The sequence below is a fragment of the Corynebacterium sp. LaCa117 genome, assembly GCF_046717765.1.
In the GTDB taxonomy this organism is placed as follows: Bacteria; Actinomycetota; Actinomycetes; order Mycobacteriales; family Mycobacteriaceae; genus Corynebacterium; species Corynebacterium kefirresidentii.
In genome coordinates, this window is sequence record NZ_CP177102.1 from 585,735 (window position 1) to 608,664 (window position 22,930).

The following is a 22,930-nucleotide window of genomic DNA, read 5'->3' on the forward strand; positions in this document are numbered from 1 at the left end:
ATGACTGCACTTGATTTGGAACGCATTCGCACCGCATTGGCCGATGATTTCACCACCATCGATTTCGTGGAAAAGACCGGCTCCACCAATACCGACTTGATGCAGGCCACCAACGTTGCGGATGGCACCGTGCTGCTTGCCGACGAACAACTTTCCGGCAAGGGCCGCCTCGGCCGCTCCTGGACCGCGCCGGCCGGTTCGCAAGTCATTTTCTCTGTGCTTTTGCTGCCGGAATCCCTCGATCACTTGGGCACCCTACCTCTGGCCGCGGGCTTGGCGGTCACCGATTCCATCGAGGGCACCGTGCTCAAGTGGCCGAATGATGTGCATATCGACGGCAATAAGCTGTGCGGCATCCTCGCTGAGGCCGGACCCGTGGGCCAGGCTTTCAAGGCCGCGCCAAAGACCGAGCTCACCAAGGTGGAAGTGGGCAAGGCTGAACTTAATAAGGCTGAGGTCAACAAGGCGGAAGTAAATAAAGCCGAAGTCAATAAGGCGGAGCTCAATAAAGCCGTAGGCGGTGCCGCGCCCTCTGCGCGCGTCGTCGTAGGCATGGGCATCAATGTCACCTTGACCCGCGAGGAGCTGCCGATTGAAAAGGCCACCTCGCTCGCGCTCGAAGGCCGCGATACCGACCGCACCGAGCTGGCCATTACCGTGCTCAAGAACCTACGCCGCCGCATTGTGCAGTGGGAGAACCAAGACCCGCAGCTCCTGCGCGATTACCGTGCGGTGTGTTCCTCACTGGGACAACAGGTGCGCCTAGAAACTCCATCCGGCGATGTTATTGGGCACGTGGATGAAATCGGCGAGGACGGCCGCATCATGGTCGCTGGTGAGTACTATTCCGCGGGCGATGTCACGCACTTGCGACCACAGCAATAGACCACCACAGTAGGCACGCGAGGTAGCATCCATAGCTATGGGATTAATGAAGATGGGCCAAGGCGAGATCAAGCGCGCAGATGTCTCCGCGCCGTTTCGCGCATTGATTTTCCCTTTTCTTGAGCTCATCCTCATTACCGGTCTGCTGTGGATTGCCATCGGTTGGTGCGATGTCCAAGCGGTAGACCCGATGCTGCGCAATGGACTGGTCGCGGTGTGGGCGCTGTTGGGAATCTGGCGCTTTGTCATCCCGCTTTATAAGGCTCGCCGCAAGCGCTTCATAGTGACCAATAGGCGCGTCATCGCGCGCGAGGGGCGCACTATCGATTCCATTCCTCTGCAGGATATTCGCGGCGCCCGCAAGCGCCGGGGCGGGGTGTCCCTAGCCATTCACGGCTGGGACCGCGCCATGTATTTCCCTAATGTGGCTAAGCCCAAGCGCGTGGCTGAGATTATTAATGATCGCCCTTGGTTTTAACCTCAGTGGTGTGCAGCTGGCTATCCAGGTCCTCCGGCGAGAGGTTGGCGCGGCTAAATTCCTGCGTCAGCGGCAGGCGCAGCTCTAAATCAGAGGCGGGGCAGAGCTCGATGGTCGCCTTATCTAATACGTAGTCCAATACGTGCCCACCGGAGGTGCGTGCGGCGTCGATAAAGTGCACGTGACAGCCTGGCACCGAAATTCCTTTTTCATAAACGGGGGTGCGGAAGCCGCCGATGACTCCTTCGACGTTCTGAAAGTGCAGCTCTTTATCTCCGCCGACGGCCTCTGACATCGGTGGGTAGGGCTTTTCCTGCTTGACCACCGTGCGGGTGGTGACCTCTTTGAAGGTGCCTGCGATACGCACCGCATACATGTAATTAGCGGAAGGCTCAAGCTTGTCAATGAACGCCGAGAGTTGATCGCGGCGCAAGCCCGTGGGTGCATCAGCAGTAATACGGGGCACAAAATTCGTGGCAACCGCATAGGGGGTGCGCTGATCTAGGTCTGCAATTCGCGCGGAGCCATCGCCCCGCAGTTGGTAGCAGGTGCCATCCAAGATAATCATCTCACCGTCGAGCCCATCGAAGGTGCCCAGGCCAAAATTTCCCTTACCCAGCAGCTCTGAAATGGTCATTTCGCCGTCATAAATGCCATCAAGCAAAGCGGTCATGAGTGAATTTTGGAAGATGGTATGACGAGTGAACATAGTATCCAGGCTAGTATTGGGGGACGTGAGTGACTTAAAGCCTATTGTAACTGTTTGTGGCGACGGCCAGCTGGCTCGGATGATGCAGCCGGCCGCCGCGGAACTCGATGTTCACCTGCGGATTTTGGCCAGCAAGCCGGATTCCTCCGCGGCGCAGGTCACCCCGGACGTGGTCCTAGGGGACTACACCTCCTTGGAGGAGCTGCGTGGCGTGGCCGAGGGCGCGGATGCCATTACTTTCGAGCACGAGCATGTGCCCAATGAACACTCCGCCGCGCTTATCGACGCCGGATTTAACGTCCAACCTCAGCCCACCGCCCTCATCTATGCGCAGGACAAGCTAAAGATGCGCGAAAAGCTCGCCGCATTTGGTGCCCCCGTGCCACGCTTTGCTGCGATCGACTCGGTGGCCGATGCCCGCGCCTTTTTCGACGCCGTCGATGGCCGCGTGTGCCTCAAGGCCCGTCGCGGTGGCTATGACGGCAAGGGCGTGTGGTTCCCCACCGCCGATAATTGCTTTGAGCTGGTCTCCGAGCTGCTCGAGGCCGGTACCCCTCTCATGGCTGAGGAAAAGGTGGACCTAACCCGCGAGCTTTCCATCCTCGTTGCCCGCCGCCCCTCCGGTGAGGCCAAGGTGTGGCCGATTACCCAATCCCGCCAGGAAAACGGCATCTGTGCCGAGGCCATCGCGCCCGCCCCCGGCCTTACCCCGGAACTTTCCCAGCGCGCTTCCGAGCTGGGACTATCTATTGCCGAGTCCTTGGGCGTGACCGGCGTGCTCGCCGTAGAACTCTTCGCCTTTGACGGTCCCGACGGCGAGGATATCTCCGTTAACGAACTGGCCATGCGTCCGCATAACACCGGTCACTGGACTCAGGACGGCTGTGTTACCTCCCAGTTTGAGCAGCACCTGCGCGCCGTGCTCGACCTCCCGCTAGGTGCGGTCGATGCGCTTGCCCCCGTTACCGTCATGGCCAATGTCTTGGGAGCCGACGAAGATCCTGCCATGCCCATGCCGGAGCGCGTTCGTGAAGTAATGAAGCGTTACCCGCAGGCCAAGATTCACCTCTACGGCAAAGACCACCGCCCTGGCCGCAAGATTGGCCACGTCAACGTCACCGGTGAGGACACCGACGAGACCCTGACCATCGCCCGCCAGGCAGCGCACTTTCTCGTGCACGCCGAATGGGCTTAAATTCCTGCCTGTAGAAAGGACATTATGCAACCGCACGTAGGCATCATCATGGGCTCCGATTCCGATTGGCCCACCGTTGAACCCGCCGCTCAGGTCCTCGCAGACTTTGGCATCCCCTTCGAAGTTGGCGTGGTCAGCGCTCACCGCACCCCAGAAAAGATGCTCGCATATGCGAAAGAAGCCCATACCCGCGGCCTGAAAGCGATCATCGCCTGTGCCGGTGGCGCCGCGCACTTGCCCGGCATGGTTGCAGCCGCCACGCCGCTGCCAGTCATCGGCATCCCGCGCGCATTGAAGGATCTCGATGGCCTCGACTCCCTTCTTTCCATCGTGCAGATGCCTAGCGGCGTGCCGGTCGCCACCGTTTCCATCGGCGGTGCAAAAAACGCCGGCCTGCTTGCTGCGCGCATTCTCGGCGCAGGTGACCCCGCCATCCAGGACAAGATGGTGGATTACCAAAAGCAGATGGCCGAAGAGGTCGAGCAGAAGGATAAGAACCTGCGCGACAAACTGCTGGGAGAGTAGCTCTTAGGAAAAGAAGTAAATAAAACAAGCACGTTTTGCCACAACCGCGGAGGTTTCGGCAAAGCGTGCTTGTCTTCTGCGCGGTGACGTCGACGAACGCTAGAAGGGCACGCCGGAGCGCAAAATGACATTGGCAAACGGCGTGGTGGAACCGGTGCGCACGACAAAGGAGGCGCGGGCAACTTCGCGTTTGAGGTCGTCATGGGAGACCTCGGTGAGGGGTACTGCGGGAAGCAAGGAACGCACCTCGGGCGGGGTGGAATCGGCGATGGTGGCGGCTTCGACTACGACTTCGTCGAGGAGGGCGGCCAGCGTATCGGCAAAGGTGGGGATGCCGAAGGTAAGCGTGAGGTCGATGACTGGAACATCGTGAGGAATGGGCAGGCCGCAATCAGCGATGACAAAGGTATCAGTGTGGCCAAGGCGCGCAACGGCACCGGCGAGCGCGGGATTAAGAAGACCGGACTTACGCATTGGTGACCTCCGGCAAAGTGGATGCGGTCGTGGGGTAGGAGGGCTGCGCGCCGTTACCGGTGGCGGCGAAGGCGCCGACGCAGGCGGCGAATGTAGCGGCATCGACAAGCGAGGCCCCGGTGAGGAGCTGGGCGCAGAAAGCACCAGCAAAGGCATCGCCGGCGCCGGTGGTATCCACGGCGGTCACGCGTGGGGTGGGGATATTCGTGCCGCTATCCGGGGTAGCAACGTAGGCGCCGTGGGCGCCAAGGGTCAGCACGACGGAACGGAAGCCTGCCTCTACCAGGCGGTGGGCGAGCTCGCGCGGGGCGCCGTCTGCAGGTAGGCCGAGTTGGTCCAAGATGAGCCCCGCCTCGTGCTCGTTGGCGAGTAGGGGATCAGCCTGCAGAAGCGAGTCACGGTCGACCTTGACCACAGGCGCGAGGTTGACCACCACACGGCCCTGGGCCGCTTCCACGGCGGCTTGGAAACCAGAGGCAGGGATCTCGCCTTGGAGGAGCACCACGTCGGCATCGGCGATGGTGGAGGAGCGGGCGGTGACAAAGGGGGCGTCGACAAGCGCATTGGCACCGGGGGAGATGACGATGGTGTTCTCGCCATCCGCCGAGACGGTAATGACGGCGAGGCCCGTATTGGTATCGGCCTGCTCTACAGCGCCCAGATCGATTCCGGAGGTGCGCATATAGTACATGGCGGGCTCGGCATAGGGATCGGAGCCCACCGCGCCCACAAAGGCCACGTTGGCACCCAGCTGCGCCGCCGCTACTGCCTGGTTAGCGCCCTTTCCTCCGGCCAAGATCTCGCCGCCGGAGCCCAGCAGGGTCTCGCCGGGCTGCGGGTGGCGCTCGGCGTGGACGATGAGATCGGCATTGATGGATCCGACGACGGTTAGCTTGCTCATTGGAAATCCTCTACATTGTCGCGGGTGACGGTGATGACCTCGACGGGGACGTTCTTCTCCGCCGTGCCACCGTGCAGGAGCGCTGCGGCTTGTTCGATGGCGCGGGCACCGAGCTCTGCTGGCTGCTGGGCGATGGTAGCTTCCAGCTTGCCATCTTTGACTGCCTTGAGGCCATCGAAGGTGCCGTCAAAAGCCACCACCTTGACCTCATTACCGGCGCGCGAGCCCAAGGCTTCGACCGCGCCGAGCGCCATTTCATCGTTCTCTGCAAAGATGGCCTTGATATTAGGGTTGGCTTGCAGCAGGTTGGTGGCGACGTTGAGACCCTCCGTACGGTCAAAATTCGCCGATTGCTTGCCGACGACCCGAATACCCCCGTACTTCGCAATCTGCTCTTCAAAACCTTTGCCGCGCTCGCGCGAGGCGGAGGTACCGGCGGTGCCCTGCAGGATAAGTATTTCTCCCTTTTCCCCGATGGAGTGGGCGAGGGTATCCGCCGCCTGTGCGCCGCCGGCGACATTATCGGAGGCCACCATGGAATCCAGTTCTACGCCGTTGACGTCGCGGTCCACGCCGATAACCGGCACGCCGTCATCCTTGATGCCGCGCACGGCCGGGGCCACGGCATCGGAATCGGTGGGGTTGACCACGACGACCTTGGCTCCCATCGACGTGGCATTGCCCAGTTGATTGACCTGTTGGGCGGGGTCATCGGAGGCGTCCTGGATATCCAGCGGAACGCCGAGCTCCTTGGCCTTATCTTGTGCGCCGTGGCGCAGCTCAACGAAGAAGGGGTTGGTCTGTGTCGATAGCGCTAGCGTGATGCGGTTGCGGTCTTCTTCCGAACGATTGCACGAGGCAAGACCAAGCGCGAGAGCCGGCACGAGAAGGGTGGCGATGAGCTTTTTCATGGTGGGCGCTCCTTAATTAGCCGTCTTATTGCGGATGACGTCGAAGCCGACGGCCAGCGCAATGACCAAACCAATGACAATCTGCTGCCAGAACGAGGAGACATTGAGCAGATTCAGACCGTTGCGGATAACGGCCAAAAGAATTGCGCCGACCAGAGTGCCGGTGGCCTTGCCTTGCCCGCCGGAAAGCGAGGCGCCGCCGATAACGACGGCCGCGATGGCATCCAATTCGTAGCCGGTGCCGGCCTGCGGCTGTGCAGATTCGAGGCGGCCTGCCATGACCATGCCGGCCCAGGCGGCAAAGAAACCGGAGAGTGCGAAGACAGCGATCTGGATGCGCTTGACCGGCAGGCCCGAGAGACGGGCGGCCTCCAGGTTGCCGCCGATGGCGTACATGGAACGGCCAAGTACCGTGCGCTCTAGGATGAACCAGCACATGAGCCCGGCGATGACCATCATGATGATTGGCACTGGGAAGCCCGCGATATCGCCGCCAAAGGCGTTGACGGCTGGGGCGGTTTCAATGGGCGAGCCCTGGGAGATGACCAGGGTAAGTCCGCGGGCGATGGACATCATGGCCAGCGTTGCGATGAAGGACGGAATCTTGCCCCACGCGGTGGCCATGCCGCAGATGGCGCCGGCCAGCGCGCCTACGATAAGGCCGATGAGCAACGTGAGCCAGCCAGGTAGGCCAGCGGTGGAGAACATATAGGCCGAGACCATGGCACCGAGCGCGGCGACCGAACCTACCGAAAGGTCGATGCCAGCGGTGACAATCACAAAGGTCATGCCGAAGGCCAAGATCGCCACCGTGGCGGCCTGGATGCCGATATTGAGCAGGTTCGCCACGGTAAGGAAGTACGGGGTAGCGATAAACAGCGCGATGCACAGGGCAATGAGGCCAACGAGAGCGCCATTATTCATGGCCCAGTTAACTACTCTATTTTTGGTCATGCTTCATCCTTGGGGTTGGCGCCGGCAGGTGCGGCAGCAGTGGCGGAAGTAGCGGAGGTCACATTGGATACGGCGAAGGCCATGACCTCGTCTTGGGTGGAGTCCTTGGGTAGTTGGCCGGCGAGTTGTCCACCGGACATGACGAGGATGCGATCGGACATGCCGAGCACCTCGGGTAAATCGGAGGAGGCCATGAGCACGGCGCCACCGGCTGCGGTGACCTCATTAATGATGTTGTAGATCTCCACCTTGGCACCGACGTCGACGCCGCGGGTGGGCTCATCGAGCAGGAGGACTTTGGAGCCGGCGAGCACCCAGCGGCCGAAGACGGCCTTTTGTTGGTTGCCACCGGATAAGTTCCGGATGGGCTGCGAGAGATCAGCCATGCGGATGCGCAGCTTTTCCGCTACCGCACCGGCGCGGCGGCGTTGGCCGCTGCGGTCTGCAAGCCCTGCCTTGGCAGTGGGGTAGAGGGTAGCAAACCCCAGGTTATCGCCCACGGAGGCGTCAAGGACGAGCGCCTGGGACTTGCGGTCTTCCGGGATATGGCCCACGCCGGCTCGGATGGCGGCGCGTATATCGCCGCTGCGCAGCTGCGTGCCGCCAACGCGGATGGAGCCGGAATCGTAAGGATCGGCGCCTGCGATGGCGCGAATGACCTCGGTACGGCCGGCCCCCACGAGTCCGGCTAGGCCGACGACTTCGCCGGCATGGACGGAGAAGGTGACGTCGTGAAAGGCGCCGTCGGAAGTCAGCTCGGAGACTTCTAGTAGGGCCTCGCCGTGTTCAGGGGGAACCTTGCGCGGGTATTGATTTTCAATCTCGCGGCCGACCATGAGCCGGACCAGCTCGTCTTCGTCCGTATCGGCAGGGACTTCGGCAATGAAAGAACCATCGCGCAGCACGCTAATGGTCTCTGCAATTCGCGCTAGTTCCTCCAAGTGATGGCTGATAAAAATCATGGCCACGCCCTTGGCCTTGAGCTCCTCAAGCACGGCAAAGAGGGCATCGACCTCCTTACCGGTGAGCGCGGCCGTGGGCTCATCCAGGATAAGAATTCGCGCGTTCATGGACAGCGCCTTGGCGATTTCTACGAGCTGCTGCTTGGCGACGCCGAGCTCACCCACCGGCATATCCAGGTCCACGTCCAAGCCGATGAGATGCAGCGCGGCTTGGGCCTGTGTCTTGAGGTGTTTGTGGTTGACCAACCCGAAGCGGCGCGGGGTGCGCCCGAGCATGATGTTCTCGGCCACCGACATGGTGGGAACGAGGTTGAGCTCTTGGTGGATGGTGGCGATGCCCAGCGCCTCGGAGGCATTGGTGTCTGGGATTTTAACCTCTGCGCCATCCACCACAATGCGGCCGGAATCTGGTTGGTGGACGCCGGCAATCATCTTGATGAGCGTGGATTTTCCGGCGCCGTTTTCACCCAGCAAGGCTTGGACCTGACCCCGGCGGACGGTGAGATCCACGCCTTTAATGACTTCCACCTGGCCAAAGGATTTGGTGACGTTTTCTAGGCGCAATACGTGGTCACTCATGGCGTGGCCTCATCGAGGTGGTGGGCGGTGGACATGCGTGGGATGTAGCGGGTGTCTAGCACTTCGCCTTCTGGCTGGCGCTTTTCGTTAATGGCCGCGATGAGCTTAGCCGTGGCGGTCTCGCCCATCCGTGCAACATCCTGGTCCACTACCGAAATGGGGGAGGGCTGAAAGCGCAGGTAGATAAAATCATCGAAGCCCACGAGCGCGATCTCTTCTCCGATGCGCTTACCCGCATTATGGCAGGCCTCTAGTGCACCGGCAGTCATCATGGAATCGCCGGCAATAAGCGCGGTGACGCCCTCCTGCAGGAGCGCGATAGCGCCCTTATAACCTTCGCGGTGGCGGTAGCTGCCGTGGTGGATGTGGGTAGGCATCCCACGCGTGGCGGCCTTGAATGCTTCGAGTCGCTGCCGGCCGGTGGAGGTTTCCTGCGGGCCGGACAGGTAGCCGATATGCGTGTGCCCCTTCTCCTTGAGCTGTTCCACGGCCTGTTCGATTCCCTTGTGCGGATCTGATAGCACCGCGGGAATCTGGCCCAGGGTCCGGTCAATGAGCACGAGCGGCCGGTAGGTGCGCGCCTGCTCGAGCGCTTCTTCGGCACCTTCGAGCGGTACGGCGATAATTCCGTCCACCTGGCGTTCCATGAGGGCATCGAGGGCCTTGACTAGCCGCTGTGGTTCCTCGCCGCAACTGGTAATCATTGTGGCTAGACCCTGTTTATCGGCGGCCTCTTCAACGGCTGCCGCCATCGCTGCGAAATAGGCATTATCCAGGCTGGGGATGACTAGGCCGATGGCATTCGACCGGGAGCTACGCAAGGCGCGGGCCTGGGCGTTGGGCCTATAGTTCAGCTTGACGGCCGTGTCCTTGACGCGTTGGCGCGTGGATTCAGAGATAGCAGGGTTGCCCGAGAGTGAGCGGGACGCGGTAGAAATGGATACTCCAGCAGCAGCGGCCACGTCTTTAAGGGTGGTTCCGGCCATGCTGACCTCCTTGGGTTTTAAGGCATATGAGCCATCGTCTGGCCCTACGGGGTGCAATCGATTGCATGCTCGAGTTAAACCTAAGACCTTTTCTATCTTTCTGTCAAGGTGTGGCGAGTCTATGCTGGTATCCATGTCTGACCCGCTCCTCGTGTTGGGTTCCCGCGTGACCCACGGCTACCCCGGCGCTATGTTGCGTTCGCGTCTGGATAAAGCGCTGGCCCTTTATCATGGCCAGCAGATTATTGTCTCTGGTCGCGGCGAGGCAGGTCCGATGGCCACTTATCTTATTGAGCGCGGCGTACCTGCTGAGCGAGTAGTGGTGGAGCCAGACGCTACGAGCACCAATGAGAACTTGGAAAATGCTCACCGCTTGGTCCCGGACGCTGTCTTGCAGGTGGTGACCAATGATTTCCATGTCCTACGCACGGCCCTGTGGGCCTGGCATCTTGGCATCGCCGTGCACCTTTATCCTGCGCGGACCCCGTGGCGCTTGATGCCGCGCAATTACCTGCGCGAAGTTCTGGCCACCCCGCACTCTGCGGCGCGAATAGCGTGGCGGCGGATTCGCGGATAGCGCTTCTCTTTATGAGGCAGCCCCCTATCTGTCCGCGGGCCTCCAGCCCCGAAAGAGGTTAACAAGCGGTTAACTCTAGGTCCGTAACCTGCTGAAACTGTGGGTATTCGCTGGTGGTTATGCAAACGATTGACCGGCGCTTTGCCGTGCTCCTAGGCTAAATCCAACGAAAGTTATAGCCAGAAAGGTCTTTGTTATGACCAGTGGAGGAGCGGCTGGCTCTGACGCTGAATACCCCAGCGTCGCCATTTCTTATGGCGATTACGCGGCCGAGATTGCTCTGTTCGGCGGTGCAATCAAGGCGTTGACCTATCGCGGTGCGCCCTTGGTAGAAAGCTACGACGGTAAACCACCACTCATGGCCGGTGTAGTGCTGGCGCCGTGGCCCAATCGCACCGAAGATGGCTGGTTTGAATGGCAGGGGAGCGCCCACCAGCTAGAAATTACGGAACCGGAGCGCAATAACGCCATCCACGGCTTCGCGGTGGATTGGTGGCGAATGAAGGAACGCACAGAAAGCCGAGTGATCCTCGCCTTTGACATCGAGCCGCGGCACGGTTGGCCATGGGCCATTCAGCTGGAGGCTACCTATGCTCTCGATGAGCAAGGATTGCACCACCAACTCACCGCCCGCACCGCAGACCCCGGCGAGGTTCCCTTTGCCTATGGCCTCCACCTCTACCTTTCCCCACAGGGAGCTGGGGCGGAGGAAGCGGTGCTGAGCGTGGACGTCGGCAAGCGCCACGTGCTAGACACGCGCAACCTGCCCACGGGCAAGACGGAGCAGGTGCGCATTGTCAACCAACCCATCGCCGAGGTGGATTGGGACGATTGCTTCCACGGTGAAGGGCCGCTGACGGCCATATATGCAGCCGGTGGAAAAGGCGTGCGGCTGGAGATGGGCGAGGGCCTGAACTGGGTGCAGATGTTTACCCCAACCAACTTCCCGCGGGAACAAGGCCCAGGCAAGGCGCTTGCGGTAGAGCCCATGAGCGCGCCGCCGAATGCGCTGCGTAGCGGGGAAGACCTCGCGCGCTTGAGTGCTCAAAATCCACAGACTTATACGCTGCTGCTGGCAGCAGAAAATAATAACTAGAAAGGTCAGCCATGGAGACTGCTGAATCCGTATTGAGGCTCGATGCCTCTTGGGTGGATTACTTATTGGTAGCCATCTACTTCCTCTTCGTTCTAGGTATCGGCTGGGCCGCCAAGGCCAGGGTGTCCAGTTCCATCGACTTCTTCCTCTCCGGTCGAGGCTTGCCCGCCTGGGTGACCGGACTGGCCTTCGTCTCGGCCAACCTAGGCGCGGTAGAAATCATCGGTATGTCCGCCAATGGCGTGGAGTATGGCTTCCAAACCATGCACTACTTCTGGATCGGTGCCATCCCCGCCATGGTCTTTTTGGGCATTGTGATGATGCCGTTCTACTACGGCTCCAAGGTGCGCTCAGTGCCGGAATTTATGCGCAAACGTTTTGGCAATGCCGCGCACTTGGTCAACGCGATTTCTTTTGCCGTAGCCCAGCTGCTCATTGCAGGAGTGAACCTGTACCTGCTGGCCACCATCGTAGAAGCCCTATTGGGCTGGCAGATGTGGGTATCGCTCTTGGTCGCCGGGTTTATAGTGCTGTCCTATATCACCCTGGGTGGCCTTTCGGCCGCCATCTATAACGAGGTGCTGCAGTTCTTCGTCATTATCGCCGCGCTTGCCCCACTAACCATTATTGGGTTGAACCGCGTGGGCGGCTGGAGCGGGCTAAAAGACGCCGTGGCCAATGACTCTCACTTCCACACCTGGCCGGGCACGGACATCTCCGGCTTCGAAAACCCGGTGTGGTCCGTCATCGGCATCGTCCTAGGCCTAGGCTTCGTGCTCTCCTTCGGCTACTGGACCACTAACTTCGTAGAAGTCCAGCGCGCCATGGCCTCGGATTCTATTTCCGCGGCCCGCAAGACCCCGATCATCGGCGCCTTCCCCAAGATGTTCGTACCTTTCCTGGTGGTTATTCCGGGCATGGTTGCTTCCGTGTCCGTGGCTGACTTGATGGAGGAGCGCGCCGAGCCGAACGACGCCATCCTGCTGCTCATGCGCGACCTGCTGCCCAATGGCCTATTGGGTGTGGCGATCGCCGGTCTCTTGGCGTCGTTCATGGCCGGCATGGCCGCCAATATCTCGGCCTTTAATACCGTCATTTCCTATGACATCTGGCAGACCTACGTGGTCAAGGACCGCGAGGATGACTACTACTTGAAGTTCGGACGCATCGCTACGGTTATCGCCACCGCTATTGCCATCTTCACCGCGCTTTTGGCGCAAAACTTTGGCAATATCATGGACTACCTGCAGACCCTCTTTGGCTTCTTCAATGCGCCGCTCTTTGCCACCTTCATCTTGGGTATGTTCTGGAAGCGCATGACCCCACACGCTGGTTGGTCCGGACTGGTGGCCGGTACTGGTTCCGCCATCGTTTTCTGGTACGTCGCTTCTTTCACGGACATGATTAATCTTCCAGGCCAGGGCACCGCCTTCGTCGCGGCCGGCGTGGCCTTCGCCGTGGATATCGTGGTCTCCATCGTGGTCACCCTATTTACCCAGCCCAAGCCGGATAGCGAGCTGGTTGGCTTCGTCTCTTCCGTGACCCCCAAAGACCACTTTGAGGACTACACCGAAAAGTCCTTGCCGTGGTACCAACAGACCGTCCCACTGGGCATTATCTGCCTAGTTATGGCCGTAGCACTCAACGTCATCTTTGCCTAAGGAGCCCAACATGTCTGAGAAAAAGCGCGCGGGCGCGTTCGACCTGCGCAACGTCATCGCCGCACTCCTCGGCCTCTACGGCCTCATCTTGCTCGGCTGCTATTTCTTCCTTGACCCAGGCATTAACCCAGATACCGGGCAGGCCAAAAACGTCAGCGATAACCTATGGGCAAGCCTTGCTTTGCTGGCCGTGGCCGCCGCCTTTGTGCTGTGGGCGCGCCTGAAGCCCATCACCATCCCAGGAGAAGACTAATGGTTGAGATTACCTCCGCCACGCTTGCCGACGGCCGCGAAATCCTTTACTTCGACGACCAACCCCACCCTGACCGCGTGCTCGTTGATTCCCGCGATATCCCTACCGTCGCCCCTGCTTCCGAGATGCGCCGGGATCCCCTGACAGGAGACTGGGTGGCCTTTGCCGCCCACCGCATGAACCGCACCTTCCTGCCACCGGCCAATGAGAACCCGCTAGCGCCCACGCGCGAAGGCCAGCTGCCCACGGAGATCCCCAGCCCTAGCTATGACGTGGTGGTCTTTGAAAACCGCTTTCCGTCTTTTGCTACCGCGGCCGACATCGAGCACCCCGAGGAGGATAACCTGCTTGGCATGGTGCCGCGCCTTCCTGCGCGCGCCCGCTGTGAGGTGGTCTGTTTTACCGAAGATCCCGCCCTTTCTTTCAAGGATTTGCCCGAATCCCGCATTCGCACCGTTATTGAGGCGTGGGCTCATCGCACCGCCGCGTTGTCCCAGATTGACGGTGTGCAGCAGGTTTTCCCCTTTGAAAACCGCGGTGAAGAAATCGGCGTGACCCTCCAGCACCCGCACGGCCAGATTTATTCCTATCCATTCCTCTCGCCGCGCCTGCGCTCCATCGTGGATTCCGCCCGGGCCTACGACGGCGACCTCTTTCAAGATCTCCTCGATCGGGAGCGCGCCGCCGGCACCCGCATCATTGCCGAGACCGAGCACTTCACCGTCTTCGTTCCCGCCGCCGCCAAATGGCCGCTGGAAGCCATGGTTCTGCCTAACTCCGAGGTCCCTGACTTCGCTGCACTTACCGACGCCCAACGTGCCGACCTCGCACCCTTGCTTAAGAAGCTGTACTCCGCGGTGGACCGCTTCTTTGATGGCGTGGACAAGACCCCCTATATCGCCGGCTGGACCCAGGCACCGGTGGACAAGGCACTGCGCCCAGGCATCCGCATGCACCTGCAGCTCTTTTCGCTTATGCGATCGCCCGGCCGCATGAAATACCTCGCCGGTTCCGAGTCCTCGCAGGCCGTGTGGATCAATGACACGACCCCGGAGCGCATTGCCGCCCGCTTCAAGGAGATCTGGGATGCTTAACTGGATTGAGACCCGTACCGATGAGGAGCTCGCTGCCGCTGCGCGCAGCCTATTCGCCACTGTCTTTCCTGACACCCCAGCACCGGCCGGGGTCTGGGCCGCACCCGGCCGCGTGAACCTCATCGGCGAGCATATCGATTACGCTGGCGGCGCCTCCATTCCTTTCGCGCTGGAGCAAAATACCGCCGTTGCTGTCGCGCCTCGCAGTGATGGGCTTATCCGCATAGCTTCCGAATTCGACGGTTCCATCGCCCATGCGGAGGTTTCGCTCGCCGATGTTCGTCCGGGCCACCCCGCCGATTGGTCCGGCTACGTTGCCGGCACCGTGTGGGCCGCCACCGCGGCGGGCACGCTGTCATGCACAGGCCTCGATATCGCCATCGTCTCCGACGTCCCCGTCGGCTCTGGCCTGTCTAGCTCTGCCGCCCTCGAGTGCTCCACGGCCGTGGCCGCGTATGAGCTCGCGCACGGGCATGCTCCCGATGACGCTGCTCGCGGTGAGCTGGCGCAAGCCTGTATCCGCGCCGAAAACGAGGTGGTCGGTGCCTCTACTGGTGGCTTGGACCAAAACGCCAGTCTCTTTGGCCAGCGCGGTAAGGCCCTCTTTTTGGATTTTTCCACCGGCGCCGTCGAGCGCGTGCCTTTCAATATCGAGGCCCAAGACATGGTGCTGCTCATCGCGGACACCAATGCCCCGCACACGCTTTCCGACGGCCAATACGCCTCCCGCCGCGGCATCATCGACGCCGTCCAATCTGCCGCCGGTTACTCCATCCGCGAGATCTCGAATGCCGTGGACTTTGCCGCCACCGTCAATCCCGCCGAGGCGGAACTCTATCGCCGCCGCGTGCACCACGTGGTGGAAGAAACCAACCGGACCCTAGATGCCGCTACCGCGCTGGCATCTTCCGATCTAGATACATTCCGGCGTCTTATGCGCGAGAGCCACATCTCTCTGCGCGACCTTTATGAGGTCACCACTCCGGAGCTCGACTCCGCTTTTACCGCGGCCGGCGAGCTGGGCGCTCGCATGACCGGTGGTGGTTTCGGCGGCGCGGTTATCGCGCTCATCCCGCACTCCTCCGTCGAGTCCACCGCGCAGGCCATTCATGATGCTGCGGTTTCGCGCGGCTTTCCGGAACCTACCTTCTTGGTTGCGCGTCCGGGAGATGGCGCCCGCCGCCTCGCCTAACTCCGCGGCCCGGCTCGGCTTAGCCGCGACCCTCCCAGTGCGCCTCTTGTCGTTGGGTCCATACTGATCAGGCTGATCTGAAGGCCGGGCCGCCTCAGATCGGCCTTAACTCCCTCAATTCGGCCTGATCAGATCAGCCCCAAAGCCCTAAGCGTTCGGGTCACAACGCCAAGAGAGCTTTCTGGATCCCCTCGCGCAGAGTCTCGCGAGACTGCTTCATCGGATGCGCAATCGCGCGCAACCCCATGTACGCAATCTGGTCGGCCGCCCGATTCAGCGGATCACCCGCATGCCCAAGTACACGGCGAATGTCGACCTCGCATTGGCCTTGGATATCGCCCCAAGCTTGCTGGAATCGGGACCGCGCACCCGAAGACACCCCTCGCCACGTGCGCCCCGGCCGCGATGCTTTAGAGCCGCGCTTATGCACAATCTGCTCGACCGCCTCCAAAGCGGCTACGGAATCGGACTCAATAACCGCCTTGCGCGCACCCACCTTGAGCAGGTATTTCAGCGCGAGCGTCAGTGCTTCGAGCTCGAGCTCATCCGTGCTCGCCTTGGTTTCTCGAGTTCGTAACCGGTAGTCGCCGTTGCCCGCAACGAAGCACATCGACCCCTTGAATACGGTATCCGAGGAAGCGTCGGTGGCTATGCGAACCACGTCGCCCTTGGACCATGAGGAGGCGCGCGAGAAGTTCGGCCACCAGTGTGCTTTCGGCGTCTCTACCTGTGCCGCTTGCTTCTTTTTCGGTGCCTCACCCATCTTGCGCGCCTTCCGTGCGGTAAGGCCGGCTTGTTTTCGGCGCACGGAGCTCGCGCTCTTCGAAGCCCTATTTTCTTCCGCAAAGCTTCCCGTCACCGTGAAACCGTCTGCCGTGAGTGCCGCTCGCAACGCATTCTGCCTGCGACCAGTGACAATCCACACCCGTCCGTCGAGTCCCTTGAGTGCGCGTTTGACCTCCCGTACGGCGATATCGACGATATCGCCCTTCTTCGTCTGGCCGCGGCGCACAAAACGCGTCTGCTTAGTATTGACTGCGATGACCCAGCCTTCGATGGTGCCGTTGGGGGCGGAATCCCAGCGCTCGTCCCAGAGCGCGACCGCAACATGGATTGGTGCCGAGACCATGTCCGAGGTGATCTTGCGGGTACCGTAGGTGCGCGATTGCGTACCGGTAAGTTCTGAGAGCTCGATGGGTTCCATTATCTCTAGTAAAGCACGGTTAACCGCGCTGCTGAATTATCCCCCCACACCACCGCATTGAACTACTTCCCCTTAGGTCGAATGTGACCGAGCCGATCTGAGCACAACCCGCCCTCAACTCAGCCTCAACGCTCTCAATTCGGCCCGATCACCTTGGACCTAAAGTTCCGCCTCTCACTTAAGATCCTCGGAAATTCACCTTCCTGAGCCCCATGACGCGTGTTCCGCCCCTCCAGCAGTGAAGATGAAACCATGATTACAGATCACTTCATCAACCTTCGTTACGCCGGAGCCGAAAGTCCGCACCCCGTAAGGTTGCTTCTTACCTTGTACCAGTACAGGGATAATTTTCAAGACTGGTCATTTTCTTAGCAGCTTGGAAACTGTACTATAGTGTTCGTTCCAGTACAGGGTGGCAGCTACCAATACAGCTACCACCACACAGCTACCAAGGCAGCTACACAACCATGAAACCAGTAAAAGACCTCAAGCTAGGCTCCATTTATCAAACCAAAAATGGGCGCTGGCGCGCCGCAATCACCGTAGGGTGGGACGGACAAGGACGCCAAGTACGCCGCACTGTCTCAGCAAAGACCGAAGCGGAGTGTATTCGCCGCCGAAACGAGTTGTATCTACAACTAAAAAAGGGTGAAAGCAGCCCACAAAAAATAACCGTCGAAACATTTACCAAAAAATGGCTAGACTCCACAGCCTTTGAAATGTACGCCCCGCAAACCCTCAGAGGTGTCAAAGGGCAGTGCCGAAAGTACATAATCCCCACGCTAGGAAAATACGCGCTGAAAGATGTTGGAGCAGACGAGGTACGAGAGTTAATATCTGCCGTTCGTAACGCCGGATGCGGAGATCGTTACACTCAGCAGAACTACTCAACCTTTTCTGTGATTATGAGGGATGCCGTTAGACGTGGACTTATTGAGCGTAACCCTTGCTCGATGGTGGATCGGCCGCGTGCTGTTCGAAATACGAGAACTGCACTCACTGCCGATCAGGCGCGGCATTTGATTATTCATTCTGCCAAGGCTGGGGATACGTTGGCTTCAATGTGGGCATCGTATCTTCTTTTGGGTGCTCGAAATGGTGAGCTATTAGGCCTTACTCGTAGTCGTGTGTCATTGGTGCCGGGTATGGCGCAGATTGATTTGTCGTGGGCGGCGACTAGATTACCTTGGCGGCATGGACCAAAATGTAAGTGCGCGGTGGGGGCTGAGGCAAGGCGGTGTAATGATCGGGAGGTGGCGGTGCCTCCGGCGTTTGAATGGTATGAGATTAGGGGAGCGCTTGCGTGGACGCGCCCTAAGACTGAGAAGTCACGCCGTATTATTCCGGTTCCTGCGCCGTTAGATGAGGTTTTGCGGCGGCATATAGCAGAGACTCCACAGAATGAGTGGGACTTGATGTGGCTTTCGAGTAGTGGGCTTCCACTTCGGCATAAGCGTGTCTTGATAAGGTGGCGAGCGGCGTTAAAGGATGCTGGTTTGCCTATTGTGGATTTACATACGGCTAGGCATACTGCGGCGACGCTTTTACGTGAGTGTGGCGTGGGGCCGGAGGTTATCGCGTCGATTCTTGGGCATTCTAAGATTGATACCACTTTTGGGTATGTGCATGTGAATGCGGCGCAGACTCAGCAGGCTATGAGTAATTATTCCTCATTCCTCGGTTTGCCTAGCGGCTATGGTGAGGCCCCGGATAAAGGCTAGTGCTTCTCGTTGTAGGTGGGGTGGGAGGCGTTTGGCTTCGGTGGTTATTTCGTCGCTGAGGTTGGTGGGGGTTGCGGTTTCTAGTCCTGCGGCTTCGAAAATTTGGTTGACGGGGAGGTTTACGCCTTGGGCTGCTTTGGCTAGGGCTTCTGGGGTGGCGGTGACGCGGATTTTTTGGCCGTTGCGGATGTTGATTCCGGTTTCGAGGCGTCGCCACCAGGATTCTGATAGGCCGGAGCGGCGGGCGGCTTCTGCTTTGGATAGGCCGTTGTGTTCGCGTGCTCGTTGGAGTAGTTGGCCGGGGAGCCATTGGTCGGGGGTTGTCATGGGGTTAGATTATCAAGTTCGTTGTTTGGTGGGGGATTTTACAAACCGTAGTACCGTATAGTACAGTTTAGTACAGGGTTAGGAAATGGCCCCGCCCTGCAAGGCGAACCACCAGTCAGAAAGGAAACCCCTTGGCTATCTACATTAAAGGCCACCCCGAGGGGCTGCTAGACCTCAAGGAGGCACAGCAGTATCTCGGAGGAATTGGGCGTACTACCGTGTACTCGTACATGAACCGCCCAGCCAGCGAAAACCGACTAATCAAAGCATCCCGCCCCGGCCGGAAGCTCCTATTCACCCGCCGCGACCTTGACACATTCATCGAAATGGAGCAGGCACTAGCCGCCGCAGCCTAAGCGCATAAGAAAAGCCCCCACGGCGCTGCAACACCATAAATGTGGAGGCTTGCACCAGTCAGAAAGGAAACTGAAAACCTGATGCCTACTCAGAATAACACCCCCGACCATGTAAAGGCGAACGGTCTTGACCTCGCCCAGCGCGTAGTACTCCAATCCGCCGTACTCGGCAAACTGTACGAAATGCACAAGGAAGAGAAGCGGGAGCTGGAAAAGCAACTCGCACCCGGCGATAAGCGCACCGTCACCAATAATCAGGGCGTGAAGCTCGGCACCGCCTCCATGAGCCAACCGAATAAGAAAGCGGTATGCACCGACCATTCAGTGTTGCTGGCAATGGCGGACGATCACGGCCTAGAAATCATCGACGCGCTTCCCACCCCAGAAGATTCGCGCTACCAAGAAATCATTGACCTGCTTTTCGAGGTGCGCCCCGACCTGTTGGATTCCAGCATTTCCCGCGAGGATGAAAAGCACCTCGCAAACCATGTGCTCAAGGAGTGGCAGATTAAGGGCGACCTCGCGCCCGGCTGGGAAATCAAAGACAGCTCAGCCCCACGCATGACTATCCGCAAGGGCACCGACGAGGTGGCTAAGGCCGCTATTGAGCACATGATCACCAGCGCATCTAACTCGCTGGCCGAAATTACGGACGGAAAGGAAACCAAGTAAAATGCGAGAATTTAAGACCCGTAAACCAAGCGGCCGCGCCTCGTTCCCACTCATGCTCCTAGCTGGCCAGGAGGGCACCGGCAAGACGTGGGCGGCAGTTGAAGCGACCGCTATGGAGTCCGTAGACCGAGCTTTCTTCATTGAAGTTGGGGAATCTCAAGCCGATGCTTATGGTGCTGTGCCGGGCGCTGATTTTGAAATCATCGAGCACGACGGCACCATCCGTAATATCCGTGAGGCATTGCAGTGGGCGGCAGCTCAGGAGCCAGCGGAGGGGAAGTTCAACCTGCTGATTATTGACTCCATGACTCAGATCTGGCAGTTGTTGCAAGATAACGGTCAGCAGGAAGCAAACCGTCGCGCCCGCCGTAAAGGCAAGCCGGTTCCAGAAGATGGGGTACGGCTGAGCATGGACTTGTGGAACCAGATTAAGGACGTGTGGAACGGAATCTTGCACCAGTGCCGACAGTTCCACGGCCCGGTGCTACTCACCTCCCGCTTAGAGCTAGTCACCGCTATGGACGATAAGGGTAACCCGACTCGCGACAAGCAGTGGAAGATTCAGGCGGAGAAGAACCTGCCCTATAACTGTCAAGTGGTGTTGCAGGCCGTCGCGTGGGTTGCGGGCGTGATTCCTGTCTACCTTGCAGACGCGCCGGAATGGACGGTACTGCTCGTGGGCGGTATCGGATTCTTCGTCACCACCCTCACCAACCGGCTCACCGTTGATGGTGTCACCCCAAGCATGGCACCACGCCTAGCAGACCAAGCAGCCCGAGCAGAAACCACCAACAGCCCCGCGAGCTTGCCGGTCTACACAGGCCCCACCACAGCGGGGGAGTGAGCCGTGGATTGGGAAAGGTTTAAGCGCCGCGCCTCCCGCTGGCTCGTCTCAGACGCTGCTGGGTTGATGATTCTGGGCAGTATTTCCATCGCTCGCGGCATGTCTTATACGCCGCTGCTAGTAAACCCGGATAGGCGACCGACGCACTTCATGGAAAGCGTGCTTGACCCGCCCTCGTGGGCGGTGGTGTGGCTTCTCATGGGGGCGCTGTGCGTGTGCGCTGCTAAGTGGCACAAGCTGGTTCCCGCCGCCGTCGGGGCCGTCGTGGGCCTGCATTCCATGTGGGCATTGAGCTTCATTTTCGCCACGATTCTCGGCGACCTGCCCCGCGCTTGGGTGTCCTCCCTCGGCTACATCGGCATCGCAACCATGACCCTCTACGCATACGGACGCGGCCAGACCGGTGAGCTGAAAATCGTAGACGGGAGGTGACGATGATGCCCGTAGACGGGCCATTGGCTACCATCATCGTCGCCATAATCGGCGTGGCCGGAACCGTGATTGGTAGTGTGCTGACCGAGAAGAACCAGAAGAAAAAAGCCGAGCTGGAAACCCGAGGCCCCGAGTGGGAATCATTTACCAAGTCAATCCGTGAGTGGACGAACGAACAGCTAGAAGCCCGCGACAAGTCGATTGCGGAAATGCGCGGCGAGATTGCGGAACTACGCGACAAACTGGAGGTGTGGAAAAGCCGGTATTTCATCGCCGTGAATCACATCCGCCAGTGGCGACTGCGCCACCCGGAAAGCGTCGCCGACATGCCCATACCTAACGAGCTGGAAAACGATTTTTAGGTGGGTTCTCATTATTGTCAGTGTGACAAAAAGACCCCACCCTAATACGTGTAGGGATGGGGCCTTTTGGGGTGAAAGTATCAGTAGCAGTGCAATAATAACACGATTAATACTACTTAATTAACTGGGAAGCCCTATAATAATAAGCATGAAAAAGACAACCCTCACTCTCCTCCTCACCGCATCCCTACTCACTCTCACCGGATGCTTCACCCCAGAAGATTCAATCCTCGACTGGACAGCAAGCGAAGCCCGCGACAAATGCCACGAACGGGTTGCCGATAAACTGAAGTCTCCATCCACGGCTGAGTTTGAAGACGATTCTGAATACACCACCGAAAAGGAAATGGACGGAACCGTGTGGCGTATAAGGGGGCACGTTGATTCTCAGAACGATTTTGGGGGTGTCGTTCGCTCGGAGTGGAGCTGCGCGCTACAGCCCCGTGAGGATGATTCGCCCATCGTGAGCGTGCGGGTGCGGTAGCTACCACCACAGCTACCACGTGCTGAGTACACGTTGAATACAGGCCCACCCCGGCCAGATATTTGCGCAGGTGGTGGGCTGTTTTTGTATTGTTTTCAGGCGGTATTGGTGGCGTAGTGCCTGAAGTCCGCACACTTAGCCCTCCAGTGCGGTGAGCTCACCCAGATAGCGCCCTGGGTCGCCGTTCCCACGGCCATCTGGAGGCAATGGGTGCGCCATAAACAACAATTCGCCAAAGTAGTCGCTGCCGGGTGGAGCACCCACCGCGCCGTCCTCATCAGTAAATCGGCCGCGCGGCTGTGGGGAATGTGGGTAATTTCCAGGAAAGGGGAGGAGGTGGAGTTAGCGGTGCCTTCGGGAAGCGTTCCCCCACGCAGGCTCACCGCGAAGGGCTATCGGTACCGCCGGGTAAAGTCCCTCCAGGAATCCACGGTGACGGTAGCAGGTGTGCGCACCACGCATCCCGCCCGCACCTGCCTCGAAATCGCCCGGCTACACGGCTTCCCAGATGGCCTGGTAGCTACCGATTCTGCTCTCAGGCAACACGGCGTCACCACCTATGACTTGCGCGAAGAACTGGCAAGAATGCAGCGCACTAGGGGACAAGCAGCCATGCGTAAGGTTATCGAGCACGCGTATGGCGGATCGGAATCGCCCTATGAGTCCTATCTGCGAGCCCTCATTATCGAGCGTTTCCCGCAGGTGAAAATTGAGCCGCAGAAACCGCTGCTCGGGAAGTATCGGGCGGATCTCTGTCTCGATGGCTGGCTGGTGGTCGAGGTCGATGGCGATGCCAAATATGACGGTACCTACGGCAAGGAGCCCGTCCACGTGGTCAAGCAACAGATAAAAAGGCAGCGAGCGCTAGAAAACCGCGGATACGTGGTGCTGCGCTTTGGTTCCAGCGAGGTGAAAGCGTCGGACGAGGCATTGCGGATAATCGCTAGCCACTTGGGAAAACGCGGCAGGAAAGTAGCCTAGATCACCCCCGCACCACCCCACAAAGCATAAAAGTTGTTGAACAAAAGGCATAGCAACCCTTAAGATGATGCGCATCACAAATTTAATGCGACCTGCATCACGAAAGGTGAAATCT

Annotated in this window: 27 protein-coding genes; 18 read left to right on the forward strand and 9 right to left on the reverse strand. The window is 59.5% G+C overall.

Features of this window, described 5'->3' with window-relative positions; translation table 11 throughout:
* Positions 1-885: a biotin--[acetyl-CoA-carboxylase] ligase gene (locus tag ACLI1L_RS03000; RefSeq protein WP_411708012.1), complete on the forward strand. Its 885-nt coding sequence runs from the start codon at positions 1-3 to the stop codon at positions 883-885.
* A 37-nt stretch (positions 886-922) separates the two neighbouring features.
* Positions 923-1,363, forward strand: a complete 441-nt coding sequence (locus ACLI1L_RS03005; RefSeq protein ID WP_023020710.1) for a hypothetical protein — start codon at positions 923-925, stop codon at positions 1,361-1,363.
* Here ACLI1L_RS03005 and budA read toward each other — a convergent pair.
* Positions 1,341-2,072, reverse strand: a complete 732-nt coding sequence (gene budA / locus ACLI1L_RS03010; RefSeq protein WP_411708013.1) for an acetolactate decarboxylase — start codon at positions 2,070-2,072, stop codon at positions 1,341-1,343. The genes ACLI1L_RS03005 and budA overlap by 23 nt on opposite strands.
* Positions 2,073-2,151: 79 nt before the next feature.
* Here budA and ACLI1L_RS03015 point away from each other — a divergent pair, with 79 nt between their 5' ends.
* Positions 2,152-3,267 carry a 5-(carboxyamino)imidazole ribonucleotide synthase gene (locus ACLI1L_RS03015; RefSeq protein ID WP_411708349.1) on the forward strand — a complete coding sequence of 372 codons (1,116 nt, stop codon included), beginning with the start codon at positions 2,152-2,154 and terminating at the stop codon, positions 3,265-3,267.
* Between the two features lie 24 nt (positions 3,268-3,291).
* Complete coding sequence (purE, locus tag ACLI1L_RS03020) at positions 3,292-3,792, forward strand: 5-(carboxyamino)imidazole ribonucleotide mutase (RefSeq protein WP_005322524.1); 501 nt, start codon at positions 3,292-3,294, stop codon at positions 3,790-3,792.
* Between the two features lie 99 nt (positions 3,793-3,891).
* On the opposite strand, the gene rbsD is transcribed toward purE, so the two are convergent.
* From rbsD to ACLI1L_RS03050, 6 genes are read right to left on the reverse strand one after another with little or no spacing between them, the layout of a single operon-like run.
* The gene (rbsD, locus tag ACLI1L_RS03025; protein WP_086587921.1) at positions 3,892-4,266 is read right to left on the reverse strand and encodes a D-ribose pyranase; all 375 of its coding nucleotides are present in this window, start codon (positions 4,264-4,266) and stop codon (positions 3,892-3,894) included.
* Complete coding sequence (locus ACLI1L_RS03030) at positions 4,259-5,167, reverse strand: ribokinase (RefSeq protein ID WP_411708014.1); 909 nt, start codon at positions 5,165-5,167, stop codon at positions 4,259-4,261. The genes rbsD and ACLI1L_RS03030 overlap by 8 nt, the downstream gene beginning before the upstream one ends.
* Positions 5,164-6,078, reverse strand: a complete 915-nt coding sequence (locus tag ACLI1L_RS03035) for a D-ribose ABC transporter substrate-binding protein (RefSeq protein WP_086587925.1) — start codon at positions 6,076-6,078, stop codon at positions 5,164-5,166. The genes ACLI1L_RS03030 and ACLI1L_RS03035 overlap by 4 nt, the downstream gene beginning before the upstream one ends.
* A gap of 12 nt (positions 6,079-6,090) precedes the next feature.
* Positions 6,091-7,032: an ABC transporter permease gene (locus ACLI1L_RS03040; RefSeq protein WP_049359515.1), complete on the reverse strand. Its 942-nt coding sequence runs from the start codon at positions 7,030-7,032 to the stop codon at positions 6,091-6,093.
* Positions 7,029-8,573 carry a sugar ABC transporter ATP-binding protein gene (locus ACLI1L_RS03045; protein ID WP_086587929.1) on the reverse strand — a complete coding sequence of 515 codons (1,545 nt, stop codon included), beginning with the start codon at positions 8,571-8,573 and terminating at the stop codon, positions 7,029-7,031. The genes ACLI1L_RS03040 and ACLI1L_RS03045 overlap by 4 nt, the downstream gene beginning before the upstream one ends.
* Positions 8,570-9,559 (reverse strand): LacI family DNA-binding transcriptional regulator, encoded by a 990-nt coding sequence (locus ACLI1L_RS03050; protein ID WP_086587931.1) that lies wholly within the window; start codon positions 9,557-9,559, stop codon positions 8,570-8,572. The genes ACLI1L_RS03045 and ACLI1L_RS03050 overlap by 4 nt, the downstream gene beginning before the upstream one ends.
* A 133-nt stretch (positions 9,560-9,692) precedes the next feature.
* Here ACLI1L_RS03050 and ACLI1L_RS03055 point away from each other — a divergent pair, with 133 nt between their 5' ends.
* From ACLI1L_RS03055 to galK, 6 genes are all read left to right on the forward strand, one after another.
* Positions 9,693-10,136, forward strand: a complete 444-nt coding sequence (locus ACLI1L_RS03055; RefSeq protein ID WP_167371286.1) for a YdcF family protein — start codon at positions 9,693-9,695, stop codon at positions 10,134-10,136.
* A 196-nt stretch (positions 10,137-10,332) separates the two neighbouring features.
* Positions 10,333-11,232, forward strand: coding sequence for an aldose epimerase (locus ACLI1L_RS03060; RefSeq protein ID WP_411708015.1), 900 nt, complete (start codon positions 10,333-10,335; stop codon positions 11,230-11,232).
* 11 nt (positions 11,233-11,243) lie between these two features.
* Positions 11,244-12,893, forward strand: a complete 1,650-nt coding sequence (locus tag ACLI1L_RS03065; RefSeq protein ID WP_394286631.1) for a sodium:solute symporter family protein — start codon at positions 11,244-11,246, stop codon at positions 12,891-12,893.
* Between the two features lie 10 nt (positions 12,894-12,903).
* Positions 12,904-13,146: a hypothetical protein gene (locus ACLI1L_RS03070; protein WP_023020723.1), complete on the forward strand. Its 243-nt coding sequence runs from the start codon at positions 12,904-12,906 to the stop codon at positions 13,144-13,146.
* The gene (galT, locus tag ACLI1L_RS03075) at positions 13,146-14,240 is read left to right on the forward strand and encodes a galactose-1-phosphate uridylyltransferase (RefSeq protein ID WP_086587939.1); all 1,095 of its coding nucleotides are present in this window, start codon (positions 13,146-13,148) and stop codon (positions 14,238-14,240) included. The genes ACLI1L_RS03070 and galT overlap by 1 nt, the downstream gene beginning before the upstream one ends.
* On the forward strand, positions 14,233-15,432 hold the full coding sequence (gene galK, locus ACLI1L_RS03080; protein ID WP_086587941.1) for a galactokinase: 1,200 nt from the start codon (positions 14,233-14,235) through the stop codon (positions 15,430-15,432). Before galT ends, galK begins: the two co-directional genes overlap by 8 nt.
* A 160-nt stretch (positions 15,433-15,592) precedes the next feature.
* Here the strand turns inward: galK and ACLI1L_RS03085 are convergent, their stop codons facing one another.
* Positions 15,593-16,636: an RNase H family protein gene (locus ACLI1L_RS03085; RefSeq protein ID WP_086587943.1), complete on the reverse strand. Its 1,044-nt coding sequence runs from the start codon at positions 16,634-16,636 to the stop codon at positions 15,593-15,595.
* Between the two features lie 467 nt (positions 16,637-17,103).
* Here ACLI1L_RS03085 and xerC point away from each other — a divergent pair, with 467 nt between their 5' ends.
* Positions 17,104-18,357, forward strand: coding sequence for a tyrosine recombinase XerC (xerC, locus tag ACLI1L_RS03090; protein ID WP_411708016.1), 1,254 nt, complete (start codon positions 17,104-17,106; stop codon positions 18,355-18,357).
* Here the strand turns inward: xerC and ACLI1L_RS03095 are convergent.
* Complete coding sequence (locus ACLI1L_RS03095) at positions 18,307-18,684, reverse strand: helix-turn-helix domain-containing protein (RefSeq protein ID WP_411708017.1); 378 nt, start codon at positions 18,682-18,684, stop codon at positions 18,307-18,309. The genes xerC and ACLI1L_RS03095 overlap by 51 nt on opposite strands.
* 131 nt (positions 18,685-18,815) lie before the next feature.
* Here ACLI1L_RS03095 and ACLI1L_RS03100 point away from each other — a divergent pair, with 131 nt between their 5' ends.
* The 7 genes from ACLI1L_RS03100 to ACLI1L_RS03130 all read left to right on the forward strand — a co-directional run bounded on the left by ACLI1L_RS03100 (position 18,816) and on the right by ACLI1L_RS03130 (position 22,815).
* Positions 18,816-19,040: a helix-turn-helix domain-containing protein gene (locus tag ACLI1L_RS03100; RefSeq protein ID WP_411708018.1), complete on the forward strand. Its 225-nt coding sequence runs from the start codon at positions 18,816-18,818 to the stop codon at positions 19,038-19,040.
* An 81-nt stretch (positions 19,041-19,121) separates the two neighbouring features.
* Positions 19,122-19,712 carry a hypothetical protein gene (locus ACLI1L_RS03105; RefSeq protein ID WP_411708019.1) on the forward strand — a complete coding sequence of 197 codons (591 nt, stop codon included), beginning with the start codon at positions 19,122-19,124 and terminating at the stop codon, positions 19,710-19,712.
* Position 19,713: 1 nt separating this feature from the next.
* Complete coding sequence (locus ACLI1L_RS03110) at positions 19,714-20,556, forward strand: AAA family ATPase (RefSeq protein WP_411708020.1); 843 nt, start codon at positions 19,714-19,716, stop codon at positions 20,554-20,556.
* Positions 20,557-20,559: 3 nt separating this feature from the next.
* The gene (locus ACLI1L_RS03115) at positions 20,560-20,988 is read left to right on the forward strand and encodes a hypothetical protein (protein WP_411708021.1); all 429 of its coding nucleotides are present in this window, start codon (positions 20,560-20,562) and stop codon (positions 20,986-20,988) included.
* Positions 20,989-21,011: 23 nt separating this feature from the next.
* The gene (locus tag ACLI1L_RS03120; protein ID WP_411708022.1) at positions 21,012-21,350 is read left to right on the forward strand and encodes a hypothetical protein; all 339 of its coding nucleotides are present in this window, start codon (positions 21,012-21,014) and stop codon (positions 21,348-21,350) included.
* A gap of 148 nt (positions 21,351-21,498) precedes the next feature.
* The gene (locus tag ACLI1L_RS03125) at positions 21,499-21,834 is read left to right on the forward strand and encodes a hypothetical protein (RefSeq protein WP_408927018.1); all 336 of its coding nucleotides are present in this window, start codon (positions 21,499-21,501) and stop codon (positions 21,832-21,834) included.
* Between the two features lie 210 nt (positions 21,835-22,044).
* Positions 22,045-22,815 carry an endonuclease domain-containing protein gene (locus ACLI1L_RS03130; RefSeq protein ID WP_411708023.1) on the forward strand — a complete coding sequence of 257 codons (771 nt, stop codon included), beginning with the start codon at positions 22,045-22,047 and terminating at the stop codon, positions 22,813-22,815.
* Positions 22,816-22,930 lie beyond the last annotated feature (115 nt).

Excerpts from the sequence above, each read along its gene's own strand:
- ACLI1L_RS03035 (WP_086587925.1), bottom strand. The coding sequence starts at position 6,078 with ATGAAAAAGCTCATCGCCACCCTTCTCGTGCCGGCTCTCGCGCTTGGT.
- galK (WP_086587941.1), top strand. The coding sequence starts at position 14,233 with ATGCTTAACTGGATTGAGACCCGTACCGATGAGGAGCTCGCTGCCGCT.
- ACLI1L_RS03030 (WP_411708014.1), bottom strand. The coding sequence starts at position 5,167 with ATGAGCAAGCTAACCGTCGTCGGATCCATCAATGCCGATCTCATCGTC.
- ACLI1L_RS03005 (WP_023020710.1), top strand. The coding sequence starts at position 923 with ATGGGATTAATGAAGATGGGCCAAGGCGAGATCAAGCGCGCAGATGTC.
- ACLI1L_RS03125 (WP_408927018.1), top strand. The coding sequence starts at position 21,499 with ATGAAAAAGACAACCCTCACTCTCCTCCTCACCGCATCCCTACTCACT.
- ACLI1L_RS03095 (WP_411708017.1), bottom strand. The coding sequence starts at position 18,684 with ATGACAACCCCCGACCAATGGCTCCCCGGCCAACTACTCCAACGAGCA.
- ACLI1L_RS03070 (WP_023020723.1), top strand. The coding sequence starts at position 12,904 with ATGTCTGAGAAAAAGCGCGCGGGCGCGTTCGACCTGCGCAACGTCATC.
- ACLI1L_RS03085 (WP_086587943.1), bottom strand. The coding sequence starts at position 16,636 with ATGGAACCCATCGAGCTCTCAGAACTTACCGGTACGCAATCGCGCACC.
- budA (WP_411708013.1), bottom strand. The coding sequence starts at position 2,072 with ATGTTCACTCGTCATACCATCTTCCAAAATTCACTCATGACCGCTTTG.
- ACLI1L_RS03060 (WP_411708015.1), top strand. The coding sequence starts at position 10,333 with ATGACCAGTGGAGGAGCGGCTGGCTCTGACGCTGAATACCCCAGCGTC.
- galT (WP_086587939.1), top strand. The coding sequence starts at position 13,146 with ATGGTTGAGATTACCTCCGCCACGCTTGCCGACGGCCGCGAAATCCTT.
- ACLI1L_RS03000 (WP_411708012.1), top strand. The coding sequence starts at position 1 with ATGACTGCACTTGATTTGGAACGCATTCGCACCGCATTGGCCGATGAT.
- ACLI1L_RS03110 (WP_411708020.1), top strand. The coding sequence starts at position 19,714 with ATGCGAGAATTTAAGACCCGTAAACCAAGCGGCCGCGCCTCGTTCCCA.
- ACLI1L_RS03015 (WP_411708349.1), top strand. The coding sequence starts at position 2,152 with ATGATGCAGCCGGCCGCCGCGGAACTCGATGTTCACCTGCGGATTTTG.
- ACLI1L_RS03050 (WP_086587931.1), bottom strand. The coding sequence starts at position 9,559 with ATGGCCGGAACCACCCTTAAAGACGTGGCCGCTGCTGCTGGAGTATCC.
- purE (WP_005322524.1), top strand. The coding sequence starts at position 3,292 with ATGCAACCGCACGTAGGCATCATCATGGGCTCCGATTCCGATTGGCCC.
- ACLI1L_RS03065 (WP_394286631.1), top strand. The coding sequence starts at position 11,244 with ATGGAGACTGCTGAATCCGTATTGAGGCTCGATGCCTCTTGGGTGGAT.
- ACLI1L_RS03105 (WP_411708019.1), top strand. The coding sequence starts at position 19,122 with ATGCCTACTCAGAATAACACCCCCGACCATGTAAAGGCGAACGGTCTT.
- xerC (WP_411708016.1), top strand. The coding sequence starts at position 17,104 with ATGAAACCAGTAAAAGACCTCAAGCTAGGCTCCATTTATCAAACCAAA.
- ACLI1L_RS03055 (WP_167371286.1), top strand. The coding sequence starts at position 9,693 with ATGTCTGACCCGCTCCTCGTGTTGGGTTCCCGCGTGACCCACGGCTAC.
- ACLI1L_RS03040 (WP_049359515.1), bottom strand. The coding sequence starts at position 7,032 with ATGACCAAAAATAGAGTAGTTAACTGGGCCATGAATAATGGCGCTCTC.
- rbsD (WP_086587921.1), bottom strand. The coding sequence starts at position 4,266 with ATGCGTAAGTCCGGTCTTCTTAATCCCGCGCTCGCCGGTGCCGTTGCG.
- ACLI1L_RS03045 (WP_086587929.1), bottom strand. The coding sequence starts at position 8,573 with ATGAGTGACCACGTATTGCGCCTAGAAAACGTCACCAAATCCTTTGGC.